The following is an 18,853-nucleotide window of genomic DNA, read 5'->3' as shown; positions in this document are numbered from 1 at the left end:
GATTTACAGTCCGCCGCGTTTAGCCTCTTCGCTATCTCTCCTACAATTAACATGGACTATTATATCATGAAAATTTCAAAAAAACAAGACTTATTTTGCTAAATTATAATTTTCAATCAAAATTTCCACAGCTTTTTCCAATTTTTTATAAAAACTATCGACATTCCCATTCTTTATGATGGCAAATTGTCCATCTAATTCGGCAATTTCTCCGATAACTTTTTTACCAATGGTCAACGTATAACCTTCAAAACTGTCTTTTCCTACATTAACCTTGGCATCTGCTACTTGAATTTCAATTTTTTTATCTTTCTTACTCATTTCATACCTCTCTTCACTTTTTCTATTTTACAAGAAAATCCAAAAACTAGCAAGAAAAAACTCTACATCAGGCTTGTCTGATATAGAGTTTTCCGCTTTATTTAATATGCTTTTCTAGTTCTTTTTGGTACTTACCATTTGATTCCAATTTTTCTTTTTGCCATTTTTTCAGTGCTTCTTCATATTCTTTTGTTGTAACAATATCTTTTTGCAATTTCATTCCTTTAAAGATATATGGGTCACCTTTAATACCAACTTGTGAGTATGGTTTTGAGAATGGCACGACATTACTTACAACTGGAGAACCACCAGATGAGGCTGTAGGCATCAATAATGAACTATCTGTCAACCAAGCTTGAGCCTTGGCATATTTTTCATAGCGTTCTTCAAGATTCGTAGTTTCTGAATCGGCATCATCCAATAATTTCTTATACTGGTCCAAACCAAGTTTCGCTACAACATCCTTATCTTTCCCTTTAGTAATACCAAGGTGTTTCATAGCAGAACCTGATTTAGGATCCATGATATTCAAGTAAGATGCTGGGTCTTGATAGCTTGGAGCCCATCCTGTACTGTTCAAATCATAATCTTTTTGAGAAGGAACACGTGCTTGAGAAGTGATTGTTTCCTTTTCATTATCTGTCATTTGAAGAACGTCGATGACAACATTTTCAGCACCAAGAGTTGATTCGATAGACTGTTTGAAAGAGTTGCTTTGTTGAACAGCGATGGTATCTGTTTGTTCAACTGGGACATCCAAGTGAATTGGGAATGTTACCCCTTTAGATTCCAAGTCTTTCTTAGCTTTTTCGAATGCAGCTTTAGCCTTGTCAGGGTTGTAGATAGAATCCTTACCGTCAACTAGCTCAACACCTTTCCACTGGTCACCATAGTTCACCAACTCTGCTTGAGCGATTTGACCAAAGTTTTTACCACCTGCTTGTACAAAGTTATCTGGAACGAGACTGTTACGAATAATCTTGTCCGCACCGTCTTCACCATTTAGCTGGGCAGCATAAGAATGGCGGTTGAAGGCAAAGTTGATAGCCTGACGGAAGTCCTTATTAAGCATAGCTTCTTTTGTAGAAGTCTTTTGCTCTTCACTTGTTTTCGCAGTTTTATTATATGACTGACGATTTACGTTAAAGGTGAAGTAATAACTACTTGAATCCTGTGGGCTATAAGTGATTTTATCTCCGTATTGTTCCAAAGTAGAAGCAAAGTTTGAGCTACTTGGGAAGAGACGGGCTGTCGTATAGGCACCTGAAGAGAAGCTACGAATCAACGATTCCTGATCAGAACCATCGTAGTAAGTCAATTTAATCTTCTCGATTTTTACCTTTTCTTTATCCCAGTAATTTGGATTTTTCTCATATTCGATCAACGATTTAGAAGTCAAGGTCTTCAAGATATAAGGTCCATTGTAGAGAATTCCTGCTGGAGTAACTGCTCCATAATCTTTACCTGATGCCTTCAAAAACTCTTCATTTACAGGCAACATCGTTGCTGTGGTGACTTTAGAGTTCCAGAAACTTTCTGGTTTGTTTAGGGTATATTCAACTGTGTAATCGTCCAAGGCCTTGACACCAACTGTAGAGAAATCATTGGTCTCACCAGTCATGTAGGCATCCAAGCCCTTGATTGAATTTTGGATGAGAGAGACACCGTCTGACTTACCGTCAGCTACGTGTTTTAGTCCTGTTACAAAGTCATGGGCTGTTACTTCTGCATATTCTTCACCTTCAGAAGTGTACCATTTAACTCCTTTACGAAGTTTATAGGTATAAGTCAAACCATCTTTTGAGACAGACCAATCTTCAGCCAAGGAAGGAATAACATTTCCGTATTGGTCGTTTTCCATCAAGCCATCAACCACGTTCCCGATGACATCTGTTGTCGATGTACGAGTCGCTATACTATAGTCCAAAGATGCTGGATCTACTGCATAGACATATGAAAATGTTGTCGGTGCATCTGCTTCTTTATCAGCTTTTCCACAAGCCGCTAATAGAGCTGTTGTGCTCAGGACCACTCCTGCTGTTAAGAGCCACTTTTTCGATTTCATAAAAAATCTCCTTTTGTTTATTTTAATCTACTTTTACAATCCAACCTTCTGGCGCTTCAATATCGCCAAACTGAATCCCTGTCAATTCATCATAGAGTTTGCGAGTCACAGGACCTACTTCTGTTTCACTATAGAAAACATGGAAATCATCACCGTGCTGAATTCCACCAATTGGAGAAATAACTGCTGCTGTACCACAGGCACCTGCTTCTACAAAACGGTCAAGCTTATCAATCGGGACATCCCCCTCAATAGGAGTTAAGCCCAAGCGATGTTCTGCCAAGTAAAGCAAAGAGTACTTGGTAATAGATGGCAAGATAGATGGACTCAATGGTGTTACAAATTCATTATCAGCTGTAATTCCAAAGAAGTTAGCTGAACCGACTTCTTCAATCTTTGTATGAGTTGATGGGTCTAGATAGATAACATCTGAGAAATGACGTGACTTGGCCAATTTCCCTGGCAAGAGACTTGCAGCATAGTTCCCACCAACTTTAGCTGCACCTGTACCATTTGGAGCCGCACGATCGTATTCATCCTGAATCAAGAAGTTGGTTGGAACCAAACCGCCTTTAAAGTAATTTCCAACTGGCATAGCAAAGATGGTGAAAATGTACTCTTCTGCTGGTTTAACCCCAATAATATCTCCTACACCAATCAAAAGAGGGCGAAGATATAAGGTTCCACCTGTTCCGTATGGAGGTACATATTCTTCATTCGCACGAACAACTGCTTTACACGCTTCTACAAACATTTCTGTCGGAACTTGTGGCATCAAGAGACGGTCACATGTCCGTTGCAGGCGTTTGGCATTTTCATCAGGACGGAAAAGTTGAATACTGCCATCCTTAGTACGATAAGCTTTTAAACCTTCGAATGCTTGTTGACCATAGTGAAGACTTGGAGAAGACTCTGAAATATGCAAGGTTGCATCTTCTGTAAGTTCTCCTTGATTCCATTGTCCATTTTTAAAATGAGCAATATAGCGATAAGGTAATTTCATATAGGAAAAACCGAGATTTTCCCAATCAATCGTTACTGTCATATTCCACTCCTTATTCTAAAAACCTATTTCTTTTATTCTACACTATTTTTCTAAAATAGCAAGCATATTTTGTAATTTTCAGAAAATTTCTTCAATAAAAAGAACCAGCTCTGAGAACTGATTCTTCCTTTCACTTATTTGGCTTCTGTAAATACTTCTTTAAGATAAGCATCAAAAACTTCTTCATCTGAAATCGTATCAGAAATGAAGCTTCCGTTGCTAGTCCTTTCTGACAAGTTCAAGTCTTGCAATCGGCTTTCATAGATTGTTCCTTTGTTGGATTGAACAAGCAGAGTTTGGTCGTTCTCTTCCACTTCTGTACTGAAGAGATCACCAATAAATCCTTGCTCTGCAACTGCTCCTGCTAAGAAGACACGATGCGGTTTATTTTTTAGCTCACGCAAGACTTGTAACCCACGTTTGGCACGGCTGGTTGCCGGAATTTCGACAATAGAAACACGTTTCAAACTTCCACGTTGGGTCAAGAGGTAGAAGGATGAGGTGTTACAGATAAAGGCGGATTGGAGGACATCATCTGCTTTCAGGTTCATAGCTTTGACACCTGCAGCCTTAGCACCGACAACTGGTACCTCTTCGATATTGAAACGAAGGGCATAACCATTTTGGCTAATCAAAAGAACATCATCCAGTTTAATCGGAGCCACTGCTACAATCTGGTCTGTCTCGTCTTTGAGCTTAGCATACTTGACAGACTTAGATTTATAGGTCCGCCATGGAGTGAACTCTTTTCGCTCTACACGCTTGATTTGACCGAGACGAGTCGCAGCAAAGTAGGTTGTGCCTTCATCAAACTGATCCACGACTTCCACATAGAGGATTTCTTCGTTAGTTTCAAAGTTTGTGATGGTTTGGCTCAGATGCTCTCCGATATCCTTCCAGCGAATATCTGCCAATTCATGAATTGGTCGATAAATGACATTTCCAAGAGTCGTGAACATCAAAAGATGCTGGGTTGTCTTGGCAGATTGAACAAAGATTAAACGGTCATCATCACGTTTGCCAATTTCTTCCAAGGTGGAGGCTGCAAAAGAACGTGGGCTGGTACGCTTGATGTAACCTGCCTTGGTCACGCTGACATATGTATCTTCCTCAGCAATCAGACTAGCTGTATCAATCTCGATTACTTTCGCAGTGTCTTCTAAGCTACTCAAACGCGGAGTCGCAAACTTCTTCTTGACCTCACGAAGTTCTTTCTTCATGAGATTGTACATAGTCCGCTCATCACCGATAATAGCCGCAAGCATGGCAATCTTTTCACGAAGTTCTGCTTCTTCTTCCTGCAAGACAACCACATCGGTATTGGTCAAACGGTACAGTTGCAAGGTAACAATAGCCTCAGCCTGTTCTTCCGTAAAATCATAGCTTACCTTAAGATTTTCCTTAGCGTCCGCCTTATTCTCAGAAGCACGGATAAGCGCAATGACTTCGTCCAAGATTGAAATCACTCGAATCAAACCTTCGACGATATGGAGACGTTTTTCAGCCTTTTCCTTGTCAAAGCGAGAACGTGCCAAGATGACCTCACGACGGTGGGCAATATAGCTAGATAAGATAGGCACAATTCCAACCTGACGAGGGGTGAAATTGTCAATCGCAACCATGTTGAAGTTGTAGTTGATTTGCAAGTCAGTATACTTGAAAAGGTAGTTGAGAACAAGCTCAGTGTTCGCATCTTTCTTGAGTTCGATAGCAATGCGAAGACCGTCACGGTCAGACTCATCTCGAACCTCAGCAATACCTGCCACCTTGTTATTGACACGGACTTCATCAATTTTCTTGACCAAATTAGCCTTATTAATCTCATAAGGAATCTCAGTGATAACGATTTGTTCCTTACCACCTTTTAACTTCTCAATTTCAGTCTTGGAACGAACAACCACGCGCCCTTTCCCAGTTTCATAGGCCTTCTTGATTTCATCACGACCCTGAATGATTCCTCCAGTCGGGAAGTCTGGTCCAGGCAAGAATTCCATGAGTTTATCAACCTTTGCAGTTGGGTGGTCAATCATGTAAACCGCTGCATCGATGACCTCAGCTAAATTATGAGGTGGAATATCTGTGGCATAACCAGCTGAAATACCAGTCGATCCATTTACCAAGAGATTTGGAAAGGCTGCTGGCAAGACCGTTGGTTCTTTCTCAGTATCATCAAAGTTCCAAGCAAAAGGAACTGTCTTTTTCTCGATATCCTGAAGAAGATAGCCAGCAATTTCAGACAGACGTGCCTCGGTATAACGCATGGCCGCAGGTGGATCACCGTCCATAGAACCGTTATTACCGTGCATTTCAACTAGAATCTCACGATTTTTCCAGTCCTGTGACATACGAACCATGGCATCATAGATGGAACTGTCACCGTGTGGGTGGAAATTCCCCATGATATTCCCGACAGACTTGGCCGATTTACGGTAGCTCTTGTCAAAAGTATTGCCATCCTTATTCATCGAATAAAGAATACGGCGCTGAACCGGCTTGAGCCCATCACGAATATCTGGCAAAGCCCGGTCTTGAATAATGTATTTGGAGTAGCGACCAAAGCGCTCTCCCATGATGTCCTCTAGGGACATGTTTTGAATGTTAGACATATAGGATACAGAGCCCGTAAAATATCAAGTGAAAATAGAAAATTCTTGAAATAAGAAAGATCATCATAGAATTTATCTTTTTCACGCATCATTTAGGGCGTGTTCAACTCCTTTCAAAGAATGTAGAGTAGTGTAATGATAAAAGGATGTAGAAAGTCTTAGTCCAGTGTTCAGTTCAGTCATATACTTAAAATAATCGTCAACTTTGCAAAATTTATATTCATGCTTTTTTTCATTAAAGATTTTTTGAAGAAAGTAATAGATAACTATAGACTCTTTGTAAGTCCCAATCCTATAGCGCAAATAATTCCAAAGGTCAGAAGTACTGGATCCCAATAAATAGCAATAACTATGATAAGAAGAATTATATGTATGAACATACCTATATAATTTGTTGGATCAATCTTTGACTTTTTCCACTTAAAATGAATTATGACAGAAAGTAATAGTATACATATTATTCCCAAAATTAATGTAAATAAATAATCCTTAGCTTTAAAAATCTCAAATGATTGTTCAATTAATCCCTTCTTTTGAACTAGAATATTTTTTATTGTACTACTATTTTTAAAAATTACCACTTTAATACAACAAAAAATCGAATATGTAAAAATTAAAATAAACTCAATTCCCAATCCAAACTTTTTCAAAGAATTTAAAACATCTTCCATTAGTCTCTCTCCTAAAATTTAAATAATATAGCAATCAAAAATGTAATTAAAGCCCAAATGAATGTTAATTTAGGAGCCATGGTAGCTTCGTCTTTAACTACCCACTTATAAACTATTAAAACCACATCATAAATTAGATAGGTCAAAAGATTGAATAAAACATAAGTAAAAAAAATTAAGACATCATTAACTTGCTTATTACCAACAGAAATAAAATATGAAATAATAGTAAAAACAACACATATAATTATTAAAATACGTAATATTTTCTGCTTTTTATCGTTATGCGATAAACCAACTTTTAGAAAGAATATTATTACACTAAAAAATGTCACTAAAACTATAATATTTTCTGACAATAACAAATCTAATATATTATATTTTTCATTAGTTATAGTAGTTATCCAAACTTTGATTAATCTAATAACATACAGTGTTATTAAACCACTCAAAGGAACAGTGATCAATAAACGATTTTTATTTTTCATACTAAAATGCTCCACTCTCTTCCAGCGTAAACTTGACATTGTCTTCAATCCACTTACGTCGTGGTTCTACCTTGTCTCCCATGAGGACATTGACTCGACGTTCGGCGCGTGCTAGGTCTTCGATGGTGACACGTATGAGGGTACGGGTTTCTGGATTCATGGTTGTTTCCCAGAGCTGGTCGGCGTTCATCTCTCCAAGACCCTTGTAGCGTTGAAGGGTAGCGCCTTTACCGAACTGCTTGCGGAGTTCTTCTAGTTCTCCGTCCGTCCAAGCATAGGCTACTTCTTCTTTCTTGCCTTTTCCTTTGGACATCTTGTAAAGAGGCGGAAGAGCGATATAGACATGTCCTGCCTCAACTAGCGGACGCATGTAGCGATAAAAGAATGTTAAAAGAAGAGTCTGGATATGGGCACCGTCAGTATCCGCATCGGTCATGATAATGATCTTGTCATAGTTGGCATCCTCAATAGAAAAATCTGCGCCAACACCCGCACCAATGGTATAAATCATGGTATTGATTTCTTCATTTTTGAGGATATCCGCCATCTTGGCTTTAGCTGTATTGATAACCTTACCACGAAGAGGCAAGATTGCCTGGAACTTGCGGTCACGGCCTTGTTTGGCAGAACCTCCGGCAGAATCCCCCTCGACTAGATAGAGTTCATTCTTAGCTGGATTTTTAGACTGGGCTGGGGTCAATTTCCCAGACAGCAAGCCTTTGTCTTTTTTATTTTTCTTACCATTTCGGCTCTCATCACGCGCCTTACGTGCCGCTTCACGAGCATCACGCGCCTTGATAGCCTTGCGGATGAGGTTAGAAGCCAATTCCCCATTTTCCATAAGGAAAAAGGTCAACTTATCAGCCACAATGCCATCCACAACGGGACGAGCAAGAGGGCTTCCTAGCTTATCCTTGGTCTGACCTTCAAACTGCAAATGTTCTTCAGGAACAAGGATAGAAAGAACAGCCGCTAGCCCCTCACGATAGTCTGACCCTTCAAGGTTTTTATCTTTTTCCTTGAGAAGCCCCGTCTTACGCGCATAGTCATTCATAACCTTGGTAATAGCGGACTTGAGTCCTGTCTCATGCGTTCCACCATCCTTGGTACGAACGTTATTAACAAAGGACAAAATATTATCTGAAAATCCATCATTATACTGGAGGGCCACTTCCACTTGGAAACCATTGTCTTCCCCTTCAAAGTAAAGAACTGGCGTTAAGGTCTCCTTGTCTTCGTTCAGATAAGAAACAAAGTCCTGTACCCCATTTTCATAGTGGAACTCAATCGCTTCATTTGTTCGCTTGTCCGTTAAAGACAAGGTCACATTTTTCAAGAGAAAGGCTGACTCATTGAGGCGTTCTGAAATGGTATTGTACTTGAAGTCTGTCGTAGAGAAGATAGTCGTATCAGGCATAAACGTAACCTTGGTACCTGTTTTAGACTTGGGCGCTGTACCGATTTTCTTCAGAGTCGTGACAGGTTTTCCACCATTTTCAAAACGTTGCTTATAGATTGACCCATCACGGGTAATTTCAACTTCCAGCCAACTTGAAAGAGCGTTAACAACGGAAGAACCAACCCCATGGAGACCGCCAGAAGTTTTATATCCTCCTTGACCGAATTTTCCTCCTGCGTGGAGAATAGTAAAGATAACTTCTACTGTTGGAATTCCAATAGCGTGCATACCAGTCGGCATCCCACGTCCGTGGTCTTGAACCGTTAAACTGCCATCTTTATTGATAGTCACATCAATACGGTCACCAAATCCAGACAAGGCTTCATCTACAGCATTATCGACGATTTCCCAGACGAGGTGGTGGAGACCAGCACCATCGGTCGATCCGATATACATCCCTGGACGTTTTCGGACCGCATCCAACCCTTCTAGCACCTGAATGGCATCATCATTATAATTGTTAATATTGATTTCCTTTTTTGACACAAGGAACCTCCTATTCGTTCATCTTTACTATTCTACAGGTTTTCCAATGATTTTGCAAAATTTTTCTTTCTCCGATGTGACAATTTCAGAAGAGATTCTCTGCTTTTCTTCTCCATTTCATGATATAATAGGAGTATGATTACAATAGTTTTATTAATCCTAGCCTATCTGCTGGGTTCGATTCCGTCTGGTCTCTGGATTGGACAAGTTTTCTTTCAAATCAATCTGCGCGAGCATGGTTCTGGTAACACTGGAACGACCAATACCTTCCGCATTTTAGGTAAGAAAGCTGGTATGGCAACCTTTGTGATTGACTTTTTCAAAGGAACCCTAGCAACGCTTCTTCCAATTATTTTTCATCTGCAAGGCGTTTCGCCTCTCATCTTTGGACTTTTAGCTGTCATTGGCCATACCTTTCCTATCTTTGCAGGATTTAAGGGTGGTAAGGCTGTCGCAACCAGTGCAGGTGTGATTTTCGGATTTGCTCCTGTCTTCTGTCTCTACCTTGCGGTTGTCTTCTTTGGAACCCTCTATCTAGGCAGTATGATTTCACTTTCCAGTGTCACAGCATCTATCGCAGCTGTCATCGGAGTTCTACTCTTTCCACTTTTTGGTTTTATCCTGAGCAACTATGACCCTCTCTTCATCGCTATTATCCTAGCACTTGCTAGCTTGATTATCATTCGGCATAAGGATAATATCACACGCATCACAAATAAAACTGAAAATCTTGTCCCTTGGGGACTGAACTTAACCCATCAAGATCCTAAAAAATAAAACGCCAGTTTGAACAGAACTGACGTTTTTTTGTATGCTTATTTTGATTTGATATAGTTGATACCATCTGCTTTTGGTGCCACTGCTTTTCCAAAAAAGGCTGCCAAGACAAGAATAGTCAAAACATAAGGAGCGATTTGAAGGTAAACCGCAGGCACTCCTTGTAGGAATGGCAATTGAGAACCGATAACGGCCAAACTTTGTGAAAGTCCAAAGAAGAGACTAGAAAGCATAGCACCGATTGGATTCCATTTCCCAAAGATCATCGCAGCAAGGGCGATAAATCCAGGTCCGACAATAGTTGTCACTGAGAAGTTAACTGAGATTGATTGAGCATAAATCGCTCCCCCAATTCCACCCAAGAAACCTGAAATGATAACTCCTAGATATCTCATCTTGTAGACATTGATTCCCAAAGTATCCGCTGCTTGAGGGTGTTCACCGACAGAGCGGAGGCGAAGACCAAAGCGGGTCTTGAAGAGGATAAACCAAGCTAGGAATGAGAAGGCAATCGCGATATAACCTAGCAGACTTGTTGACTTGAAGAAGATATCACCAATCACTGGGATATTAGCTAAGACTGGGAAGTCAAAGCGTCCGAAAGTCTGGCTTAAGTTATCTGTTTGTCCTTTATTATAAAGCACTTTCACTAAGAAAACAGCCAAGGCAGGCGCCATCAAGTTCAATACTGTACCGCTGACAACATGGTCTGCACGGAAATGAACCGTTGCAGCTGCGTGGATGATAGAGAAGATTCCCCCTACTACTCCTGCTACAACCAAGGATAACCATGGAGTTGCTGCTCCAAATTGTTCTGCAAATTCAAGGTTAAAGACGACTCCAGAGAAGGCTCCCATAACCATAATTCCTTCAAGACCGACGTTTACCACACCGCCACGTTCAGAGAAAACACCACCGATACTTGTAAAGATGAGGGGGGCTGAGTAAATCAGCATAGAAGACACCAAGAGGGTGAGCAAGGTTGTAATAGACATCTTTACTTACCTCCTTTAACTTGTTTTTTCGGTTTGACAAAGCGTTCGATAAGATAATGAACACTGACAAAGAAGATAATAGACGCTGTTACAATACTAACAAGCTCAGATGGTACCTGCGCCGCATTCATACCAGGAGCTCCAACTTGGAGAACACCAAATAGGAAGGCTGCAAAGAGAATACCAATTGGTGAGTTTGCTGCAAGCAGGCTAACTGCCATCCCGTTAAATCCGACAGCCAATGATGCCCCTTGAACATAGACGTTCTGGAAGGTTCCCAGACCTTCAACAGCTCCACCAAGACCAGCCAAAGCACCTGAAATAATCATTGAGAGGATAATGGTACGTTTTGCAGAAATACCAGCGTATTCTGATGCGTGAGGATTAAGACCAACCGCACGGATTTCAAAACCAAGGGTTGTTTTCTTGAGCATGAACCAAATGACTGCAACGGCAATGAGAGCAAAGAAAATACCGATATTCATCCGCGAGTTACCAGTCAACTCAGCTAACCAAGGTGTCTGGTAGGTTGCATTAGCTCCAACACGAATGGTCGAATCTGTACTTTGCATGAAGTCTTTAGGAAAGGCATGAATAAAGGCATTTCCTACATACAAGACAATGTAGTTCATCATGATGGTTACGATAACCTCTGACGTCCCTAGATAGGCTCTAAGAATACCTGGAATGGCACCGACAATTCCACCTGCAACTAAGGCAATCACGATAGTTGCTAGAATCATCAAAGGACGTGGCATATCTGGATGCGACAAGGCAAACCAACCACTAAGAATCCAACCTGCCAAAGCCTGACCAGGAAGTCCGACGTTAAAGAAACCAGCACGACTGGCAACGGCAAAGCCAAGACCAATCAAGACCAAAGGTCCCATGGCACGGAAGATTTCCCCAATCCCACGCAAACTACCAAAGGCTGTATAGAACAATTCTTCATAGCCCCAAATAGCATCATAACCAAAGATCCACATGACAATGGCTCCGAGTAAAATTCCTAGGAAGACAGAAATCAAGGGAACCGAAATTTGTTGTAATTTTTTAGACATCACTCTTCTCCTTTCCCAAGTTTCCACCAGCCATCAAGACACCAAGTTCTTGCTTATTGGTTGTTTCTGGTGATACAATACCTTGAATCTTCCCATCGTGGATAACGGCAATACGATCTGAGACGTTTAAAATCTCATCTAGTTCAAAGCTGACAACAAGGACAGCCTTCCCATTATCACGCTCTTCAATCAAGCGTTTGTGGATATATTCAATAGCACCGACATCCAAACCACGAGTTGGTTGGCTGACGATAAGGAGTTCAGGATCTCGATCAATTTCACGAGCAATAATTGCTTTTTGTTGATTTCCTCCTGAAAGAGCCGCTGCTGGAACAAACTCACTAGCAGCACGAACATCAAATTCTTCCATTAACTTTTTAGTATAAGAAGTAATATTTGAATAGTTCAAAATTCCATTTTTACTATGTGGTTCTTTATAGTAGGTTTGAAGGGCAATATTTTCAGAAATCATCATTTCCAAAATCAAACCATCACGGTGACGGTCTTCTGGAACATGCCCAACACTCAACTCTGTAATCTGACGTGGGTGCAAGCCTACAATTGAATCTCCTTTTAGCTCAATGCTACCAGATTCAACCTTTCGAAGACCTGTGATTGCTTGAATCAGTTCAGACTGACCATTTCCATCAATCCCCGCAATACCAACAATCTCTCCAGCACGAACATCCAAGGATAGATTTTTGACAGCAGGGACACCACGGTTTTCATTGACCACCAAATCTTTGATTGACAAGACCACTTCTTTTGGTTGAGAAGCTTGCTTCTCTGTCTTAAAGGAAACAGAACGTCCTACCATCATTTCTGCCAAATCAGCATTGGTAGCCCCTGCGATTTCAACTGTCTCAATTGATTTCCCACGACGGATAACTGTAACGCGGTCAGAAACTGCTCGAATCTCGTCCAACTTGTGGGTAATCAAGATAATTGATTTTCCTTCTTTGACAAGATTTTTCATAATAGCCATCAACTCATCAATTTCTGATGGAGTCAAGACAGCCGTTGGTTCATCAAAGATAAGAATATCAGCCCCCCGATAAAGGGTTTTTAAAATTTCTACACGTTGTTGGGCTCCAACTGAGATATCTGCTACCTTGGCAGAAGGGTCAACAGCTAAGCCATAACGTTCAGAAAGAGCCTTGATTTCTTTGCTAGCTCCAGCAATATCTAGCACACCATTTTTAGTTAATTCACTTCCTAAAATGATGTTTTCAGCCACTGTGAATGCTTCTACCAACATAAAGTGCTGGTGAACCATCCCGATTCCCAAGCTAGCTGCTTTAGATGGTGAGTCGAGGTTGACAACTTGACCGTTGACCGCAATTTCACCACTGGTTGGTTCAAGAAGCCCTGCTAACATGTTCATGAGCGTGGACTTTCCAGCCCCATTTTCTCCTAAAAGTGCATGAATTTCACCTTTTCGTAGGTGCAGGTTGATTTTGTCGTTGGCAACAAATTCACCAAACACCTTGGTAATATCACGCATCTCAATGACATTTTCGTGTGCCATGTGCTCTTCCTTTCAGAGTCTTATTTTATTTCAATAAAACTTGCTAATTTATCTAGTAGCAAGCTTTACTGAGACAAAATGATTTTGTCTCAACTCTTAAAAAAGCGGCCAAGGGCCGCTTCCTAAGAAATGACTTCCATCCATTATTTTTCAGGAACTTTTACGCTTCCATCAAGGATTTTAGCTTTAGCATCTTCAACAGCTTTTTTACCTTCTTCTGAAAGGTTTGTTACTGCCAAGTCAACCCCTTTATCTTTCAATGAGTAAACGATCACTTGACCGCCAGGGAATTCACCTTTTTCTGCCTTGTTAGCAATATCTTTTACAGTTGTACCAACTTGTTTCAAAGTAGATACAAGAACGAAGTTTGATTCTTTACCATCTTTAGAAGTGTACTTACCTTCTGCTACTTGGTCACGGTCAACACCGATAACCCAAACTTTTTCATTTTCAGGACGGCTTTCGTTGAGTGATTTTGCTTCTGCAAAGACACCAGCACCTGTTCCACCTGCTGCTTGATAAACAACGTCTGCACCAGCTGCGTATTGTGCTGCTGCAATTGTTTTACCTTTAGCAGCATCACCAAATGAACCTGCGTAGTCAACTTGTACTTTGATAGATGGATCTACTGACTCAACACCAGCTTTAAATCCAGCTGCAAAACGTGAGATAACTTCAGACTCAATACCACCTACAAAACCAACTTGTTTTGTTTTAGTTGTTTTAGCTGCTGCAACACCCGCAAGGTAAGCAGCTTCGTTATCAGCAAACGTTACGCTAGCAACATTCTTTTGATCTTTAATCACATCATCAATCAAGACATAGTTCAAATCAGAGTGGTCTTTTGCTGCTTCTTCAACCGCATTGTGAAGGGCAAAACCAACACCGAAGATTAGGTTGTAGCTTCCAGCCGCTTGTTGCAAGTTGTTAGCGTAGTCAGCTTCACTTGTTGATTGGAAGTAAGTGAAACCTTTATCTTTTGAAAGATTGTGTTCTTTACCCCAGTCTTGCAAACCTTCCCAAGCTGATTGGTTGAATGATTTGTCATCAACACCACCAGTATCAGTGACGATTGCTGCTTTTGTCTTCACATCAGAAGATGAAGCTGCGTTACGAGAAGAGCGGTTACCACATGCAGCAAGTCCAACTGCTGCCACTGCAACTAGACCAAGGCCTAGCCATTGTTTCTTGTTCATTACTGAACCTCCTAAATAAGATGTGCAACGATGTTGCAAGTATGGATTGGTTGGCCACAAGGACCGTGCCACTCAGAGAGCGACTCAGACTAGTTTAAGTCTGTAAAAGAGTATGGAAGTAACTCCCCGACCGTCATCTCGACCGTCGATTTATCTTTTGCGACTAAGGTCACTTTTAGATCTTGTTCAAAAAATTCAGCCATCACTTGGCGACAAGCACCACATGGCGAGATTGGTTTTTCAGTTTGTCCATAAACAATCAATTCGGAAAACTCTCTTTGGCCTTCGGAAACTGCTTTAAAAATCGCTGTACGTTCTCCACAGTTGGTCAAAGGATAGCTAGCATTTTCGATATTCACTCCCGTGTAAACACTTCCGTCTTTTGCCACTAAAACTGCTCCGATAGGAAAGTGAGAATAGGGGACATAGGCATGTTTGCTGGTTTCAATTGCCAGGTCAATCAACTCAGTAGTCGCCATCTGCCAATTCTCCTTTTAAAATGGCTACACCAGCTGACGTTCCGATACGGGTCGCACCTGCTTCTACAAAGGCAAGAGCATCTTCATAAGAACGAGCTCCACCAGCAGCCTTGACACCCATATCAGGTCCAACTGTTTCGCGCATTAATGTAACATCTGCTATCGTAGCGCCACCAGTTGAAAAGCCAGTGGATGTTTTGACAAAGTCAGCTCCCGCTTTTTGGGCTAATTGGCAAGCCACAACTTTTTCTTGGTCAGTCAGAAGGCAAGCTTCAATAATGACTTTCACTAACTTGTCACCACTTGCTTCCACTACTGCGCGAATATCCGACTCAACCAAATCAAGATTTCCTGATTTGAGAGCACCGACATTGATCACCATATCAATCTCATCTGCGCCATTTTGAATCGCTTCTTTGGTTTCAAATGCTTTCACGGCTGAAGTTGTTGCCCCCAAGGGGAAACCGACTACTGTGCAGACCTTGACATCTGTACCTTTAAGCCTTTTTTTAGCATGTTCAACCCAGGTCGGATTGACGCAGACGCTGGCAAAATCATACTCTCTAGCCTCAGACAACAAACAATCAATTTGATTTACTGTCGCATCTTGTTTCAAAAGTGTATGATCGATATATTTATTCAATTTCATATCCGGATTCTCCTGCAGTTTATGAAATTATTTCTATAATTTCTCGTAAACTTTGCACACTATCATTTATTCTAACATATTTTTGAAAATCTGTAACTAGCTGAGAAGAAATTTTTCCATTTGTGTATACTTTTGCAACAATTTCTCCCTTTTGAACAGAATCTCCAACTTTCTTTTCAAAAACAATTCCTGTCTCATAGTCCAAGGCATCAGACTTGACTGCACGGCCTGCCCCCAGTCTCATAGCATAAAGCCCAAATTCCATAGCTGGAAGAGCTGAAATGACACCTGTTTCCTGAGCAGGGATTTCCACCACATGGGCCACATTGACAGGACGATAGAGATCTTCTAAGTCCCCACCTTGGGCTTGGACCATCTCCTCAAACTTAGCAAGCGCTTGCCCATTTTCAAGATGTTGGCGAACTTCCTCAACTGTCTTGTTTACATTTGCCAGACCAAGCATAATTTGAGCCAATTCACAGATGAAGTGGGTAATATCCTGACGGCCTTGTCCCTGTAAAATCTCCAGTGCTTCAAGGATTTCCAGACGATTTCCAATCGCTCGTCCCAAAGGCTGACTCATATCCGTAATCACGGCTACCGTCTTTCGACCAACTGCCTTACCAAGCTCCACCATGGTTTGAGCCAGTTCCCGCGCCTCATCAACTGTCTTCATGAAAGCACCCTCACCGACAGTCACGTCTAGCAAAATAGCATCCGCTCCTGCCGCGATTTTCTTGCTCATCACGGAACTCGCAATCAAAGGAATTGTGTCGACAGTTGCGGTTACATCACGGAGGGCGTAGAGAAGCTTGTCAGCTTTGACCAACTGGTCTGATTGCCCAATGACAGATACTCCAATGTCCTGCACTTGACGAATGAAATCTTCTTGACTGCGCTCGACTTGATAGCCCTTAATGGACTCCAATTTATCAATTGTTCCACCAGTATGGCCGAGACCACGACCACTCATTTTGGCTACAGGCACACCAAAGCTAGCAACAAGAGGAGCCAAAATCAAGGTCACTTTATCACCAACACCACCCGTAGAATGCTTGTCAACCTTAACCCCCTCAATAGCTGATAAATCAAACTCTTGACCTGTCTGAACCATATTCATAGTCAAATCTGAGATTTCTCGTGTCGTCATTCCTTTAAAATAAACAGCCATAGCAAAGGCAGACATCTGATAATCAGGAACAGTTCCTGACACATAGCCTTCTACCAGCCATTCAATTTCACTTGAAGTCAGCTCTTGACCATCTCGTTTTTTTTGGATTAAATCAACTGCTCTCATTCTTTCACACTTCTAAGGATATAGTATCCCTTATCTTTTTTGACGATTTCACAATTACCAAACACATCTTCCATCTTAGACTTGGCACTTGGAGCCCCTTGTTTTTTCTGGATAACGATTGTTAAATCTCCACCAATTCCCAAGAAATCTTTACTTTTCTCAATGATTTCATGAACCACTTGCTTGCCTGCACGGATAGGGGGATTGGAAATGACATGGTCAAATTTCCCTTCAACTTGTTCATAGATGTTGGACTGGAAAATCGTCGCTTCTACTTTATTTCGTTCAGCATTTTGTCTCGCCAAATCCAAGGCACGATTGTTGATATCGACCATGGTCGCCTGAACTCCATAAGCCTTAGCCAAGGACAAGCCCAAAGGCCCATAACCACAGCCTACATCAAGGACAGTCTCTCCTTGGTTGACCTCAAGACACTTGAGCAAGAGTTGACTTCCAAAGTCAACCATTTTCTTGCTAAAAACACCCGCATCCGTCAAAAAGGTCATTTTTTCTCCCAACAAGTCCACTCTCAACTCATGAATGTCGTGAGCAGCGTCAGGATTTTCTGCATAATACATTTTACTCATGAAACTATTTTACCATAATTTAACGAAATATTAAATCGTTTCCAAGTAATTTGACAATACGATGTAGTTTGTCATTATTGTTTTAATCGAGAGAAACTTTTTCTATAAGATACTAGATGTTTTTAGTCCCAAAATATGCTATACTAAGATATCGAATCAGAAAGACAAACTTATGACCAACGAATTTTTACATTTTGAAAAAATCAGTCGCCAGACTTGGCAATCGTTACATCGAAAGACGACACCTCCGTTGACTGAAGAGGAATTAGAATCCATCAAGAGTTTTAATGACCAGATTAGCTTACAGGATGTTACCGATGTCTATCTTCCCCTAGCCCATCTCATCCATATTTACAAGCGTACCAAGGATGACTTGGCCTTTTCAAAAGGAATTTTCCTTCAACGTGAAAGCAAATCCCAACCTTTTATCATTGGAGTTTCTGGGAGTGTTGCCGTTGGAAAATCAACAACCAGCCGCCTGCTTCAGATACTGCTATCACGTACACTTACAGATGCTAGGGTTGAGTTGGTAACAACTGACGGCTTTCTCTATCCCAACCATACCTTGATTGAGCAAGGGATTCTAAATCGGAAGGGATTTCCTGAAAGCTATGATATGGAAGCTCTTCTCAACTTCTTGGACCGTATTAAAAATGGACAAGATGTAGATATTCCTGTCTATTCTCATGAAGTCTACGACATCATACCTGAGGAAAAACAAAGCGTCAAAGCTGCTGACTTTGTGATTGTCGAGGGAATCAATGTCTTTCAAAATCCACAAAACGAGCGTCTCTATATCACTGATTTCTTTGACTTTTCCATCTATGTTGATGCTGCAGTCGATGACATCGAGAGTTGGTATCTCGACCGTTTCTTGAAAATGCTGAGCCTAGCCCAAAACGACCCTGATAGCTACTATTATCGTTTTACTCAAATGCCGATTGGAGAAGTGGAATCCTTTGCCCATCAGGTCTGGACCAGTATCAATCTCACAAATTTACAAAATTATATTGAACCGACCAGAAATCGTGCGGAAGTGATTCTTCATAAAACAAAGAACCATGAAATAGATGAAATTTACTTAAAAAAATAATTTTCCCTTGTCAAAACGTAAGTTTTCAGATATAATGGTATAGTTAGTAA

Annotated in this window: 17 protein-coding genes; 2 read left to right on the top strand and 15 right to left on the bottom strand. The window is 41.0% G+C overall.

Annotated elements, in window-relative coordinates:
- Positions 1–90: 90 nt before the first annotated feature.
- The 7 genes from HMPREF2613_RS02730 to parE form a co-directional block, all read right to left on the bottom strand.
- Positions 91–321, bottom strand: a complete 231-nt coding sequence (locus HMPREF2613_RS02730) for a DUF2969 domain-containing protein (protein WP_000037113.1) — start codon at positions 319–321, stop codon at positions 91–93.
- Between the two features lie 97 nt (positions 322–418).
- On the bottom strand, positions 419–2,386 hold the full coding sequence (locus HMPREF2613_RS02725; protein WP_049491529.1) for a peptide ABC transporter substrate-binding protein: 1,968 nt from the start codon (positions 2,384–2,386) through the stop codon (positions 419–421).
- Between the two features lie 22 nt (positions 2,387–2,408).
- Positions 2,409–3,431: a branched-chain amino acid aminotransferase gene (locus HMPREF2613_RS02720; RefSeq protein ID WP_049491531.1), complete on the bottom strand. Its 1,023-nt coding sequence runs from the start codon at positions 3,429–3,431 to the stop codon at positions 2,409–2,411.
- A 134-nt stretch (positions 3,432–3,565) separates the two neighbouring features.
- Positions 3,566–6,037, bottom strand: coding sequence for a DNA topoisomerase IV subunit A (parC, locus tag HMPREF2613_RS02715; protein WP_083279197.1), 2,472 nt, complete (start codon positions 6,035–6,037; stop codon positions 3,566–3,568).
- 266 nt (positions 6,038–6,303) lie between these two features.
- A complete protein-coding gene (locus tag HMPREF2613_RS02710; protein ID WP_070478779.1) occupies positions 6,304–6,708 on the bottom strand; it encodes a hypothetical protein in 405 nt (134 codons plus the stop codon).
- A gap of 11 nt (positions 6,709–6,719) precedes the next feature.
- Positions 6,720–7,196, bottom strand: coding sequence for a hypothetical protein (locus HMPREF2613_RS02705; protein ID WP_070478776.1), 477 nt, complete (start codon positions 7,194–7,196; stop codon positions 6,720–6,722).
- A 1-nt stretch (position 7,197) separates the two neighbouring features.
- Positions 7,198–9,141: a DNA topoisomerase IV subunit B gene (gene parE, locus HMPREF2613_RS02700; protein WP_070478773.1), complete on the bottom strand. Its 1,944-nt coding sequence runs from the start codon at positions 9,139–9,141 to the stop codon at positions 7,198–7,200.
- 135 nt (positions 9,142–9,276) lie between these two features.
- Here parE and plsY point away from each other — a divergent pair, with 135 nt between their 5' ends.
- Positions 9,277–9,918, top strand: a complete 642-nt coding sequence (gene plsY / locus HMPREF2613_RS02695; protein ID WP_070478770.1) for a glycerol-3-phosphate 1-O-acyltransferase PlsY — start codon at positions 9,277–9,279, stop codon at positions 9,916–9,918.
- A 38-nt stretch (positions 9,919–9,956) separates the two neighbouring features.
- Here plsY and HMPREF2613_RS02690 read toward each other — a convergent pair whose 3' ends face one another.
- The 8 genes from HMPREF2613_RS02690 to HMPREF2613_RS02655 all read right to left on the bottom strand — a co-directional run bounded on the left by HMPREF2613_RS02690 (position 9,957) and on the right by HMPREF2613_RS02655 (position 17,710).
- Positions 9,957–10,913, bottom strand: a complete 957-nt coding sequence (locus HMPREF2613_RS02690) for an ABC transporter permease (protein ID WP_070478768.1) — start codon at positions 10,911–10,913, stop codon at positions 9,957–9,959.
- 2 nt (positions 10,914–10,915) lie between these two features.
- Positions 10,916–11,974: an ABC transporter permease gene (locus tag HMPREF2613_RS02685; protein WP_070478766.1), complete on the bottom strand. Its 1,059-nt coding sequence runs from the start codon at positions 11,972–11,974 to the stop codon at positions 10,916–10,918.
- Positions 11,967–13,502 carry an ABC transporter ATP-binding protein gene (locus HMPREF2613_RS02680; RefSeq protein WP_070478764.1) on the bottom strand — a complete coding sequence of 512 codons (1,536 nt, stop codon included), beginning with the start codon at positions 13,500–13,502 and terminating at the stop codon, positions 11,967–11,969. The genes HMPREF2613_RS02685 and HMPREF2613_RS02680 overlap by 8 nt, the downstream gene beginning before the upstream one ends.
- 143 nt (positions 13,503–13,645) lie before the next feature.
- Positions 13,646–14,698, bottom strand: a complete 1,053-nt coding sequence (locus HMPREF2613_RS02675; RefSeq protein WP_033681961.1) for a BMP family lipoprotein — start codon at positions 14,696–14,698, stop codon at positions 13,646–13,648.
- Between the two features lie 89 nt (positions 14,699–14,787).
- On the bottom strand, positions 14,788–15,177 hold the full coding sequence (locus HMPREF2613_RS02670) for a cytidine deaminase (protein ID WP_049509431.1): 390 nt from the start codon (positions 15,175–15,177) through the stop codon (positions 14,788–14,790).
- Positions 15,164–15,826, bottom strand: a complete 663-nt coding sequence (deoC, locus tag HMPREF2613_RS02665; protein WP_070478761.1) for a deoxyribose-phosphate aldolase — start codon at positions 15,824–15,826, stop codon at positions 15,164–15,166. The genes HMPREF2613_RS02670 and deoC overlap by 14 nt, the downstream gene beginning before the upstream one ends.
- A 19-nt stretch (positions 15,827–15,845) precedes the next feature.
- Complete coding sequence (locus HMPREF2613_RS02660; RefSeq protein WP_070478759.1) at positions 15,846–17,123, bottom strand: pyrimidine-nucleoside phosphorylase; 1,278 nt, start codon at positions 17,121–17,123, stop codon at positions 15,846–15,848.
- The gene (locus tag HMPREF2613_RS02655) at positions 17,120–17,710 is read right to left on the bottom strand and encodes a class I SAM-dependent methyltransferase (RefSeq protein ID WP_083279196.1); all 591 of its coding nucleotides are present in this window, start codon (positions 17,708–17,710) and stop codon (positions 17,120–17,122) included. The genes HMPREF2613_RS02660 and HMPREF2613_RS02655 overlap by 4 nt, the downstream gene beginning before the upstream one ends.
- A gap of 172 nt (positions 17,711–17,882) precedes the next feature.
- On the opposite strand from HMPREF2613_RS02655, the gene coaA reads away from it, so the two are divergent.
- Positions 17,883–18,803 (top strand): type I pantothenate kinase, encoded by a 921-nt coding sequence (coaA, locus tag HMPREF2613_RS02650; protein ID WP_070478755.1) that lies wholly within the window; start codon positions 17,883–17,885, stop codon positions 18,801–18,803.
- Positions 18,804–18,853 lie beyond the last annotated feature (50 nt).

Source organism: Streptococcus sp. HMSC070B10, assembly GCF_001808665.1.
Lineage (GTDB): Bacteria > Bacillota > Bacilli > Lactobacillales > Streptococcaceae > Streptococcus.
The sequence above is the reverse complement of the archived record's forward strand: the minus strand, read 5'-3'. Positions and strand labels throughout refer to the sequence as shown.